Origin of the sequence: Streptomyces sp. NPDC050164 (assembly GCF_044459945.1) — a bacterium.
Classification (GTDB): Bacteria; Actinomycetota; Actinomycetes; order Streptomycetales; family Streptomycetaceae; genus Streptomyces; species Streptomyces coeruleorubidus_A.
In genome coordinates this window covers 1-1,119 of sequence record NZ_JBITJK010000107.1, presented here as the reverse complement: position 1 = coordinate 1,119, position 1,119 = coordinate 1, and the positions used below count along the sequence as shown (strand labels likewise).

At 69.5% G+C, this 1,119-nt stretch carries 1 pseudogene; it reads left to right on the top strand.

Features of this window, described 5'->3' with window-relative positions:
- Positions 1-1,119, top strand: a pseudogene (locus tag ACIBNA_RS45075) (alpha-1,4-glucan--maltose-1-phosphate maltosyltransferase); the annotation flags it as partial.

Sequence of the window (1,119 nt, the reverse complement as noted above, 5' to 3'; positions counted from 1 at the left end):
TGACGCCTGAGGTGGACGAGGTCCTGGCCCGGCATCCGCTGCGGGACCTGGTCACCACCTCCGAGCCGCTGCCCCTCCTGGTCGAGCGGGAGCGGGCCCTGTACGGCTCCTGGTACGAGTTCTTCCCCCGCTCCGAGGGCACCCGGCAGCAGCCCCACGGCACCTTCCGCACCGCCGCCCGCAGACTGCCGGCGATCGCGGCGATGGGCTTCGACGTGGTCTACCTGCCCCCGGTCCACCCCATCGGCACCACCTTCCGCAAGGGGAAGAACAACACCCTCTCCCCCGGCCCCGACGACGTCGGCGTGCCCTGGGCGATCGGCTCCCCCGAGGGCGGCCACGACGCCGTCCACCCCGATCTGGGCACCCTGGAGGACTTCACCTGGTTCGTCGGCCAGGCCCGCGACCTGGGGCTGGAGGTCGCCCTGGACTTCGCCCTGCAGTGCTCCCCGGACCATCCCTGGGTGCAGAAACACCCCGAGTGGTTCCACCACCGCCCCGACGGCACCATCGCCTACGCGGAGAACCCGCCGAAGAAGTACCAGGACATCTACCCCATCGCCTTCGACGCCGACATGGACGGCCTGATCGCCGAGACCTGCCGGGTGCTGCGGCACTGGATGGACTGCGGCGTGCGGATCTTCCGGGTGGACAATCCGCACACCAAGCCGGTCGTCTTCTGGGAGCGGGTCATCGCGGACATCAACCGCACCGACCCCGATGTGATCTTCCTGGCCGAGGCGTTCACCCGCCCGGCGATGATGCACACCCTCGCCCAGATCGGCTTCCAGCAGTCCTACACGTACTTCACCTGGCGCAACTCCAAGCAGGAGCTGACCGAGTACCTCACGGAGCTGTCGGGCCAGGCCGCCTCCTACATGCGGCCGAACTTCTTCGCCAACACCCCCGACATCCTGCACGCCTACCTCCAGCACGGCGGCCGCCCCGCCTTCGAGGTCCGGGCCGTCCTGGCGGCCACCCTCTCCCCCACCTGGGGCATCTACTCCGGCTACGAACTGTGCGAGAACACCCCCCTCAGGGAGGGCAGCGAGGAGTACCTCGACTCGGAGAAGTACCAGCTCAGGCACCGCGACTGGGCGGCCGCCGAACGCGAGGGCC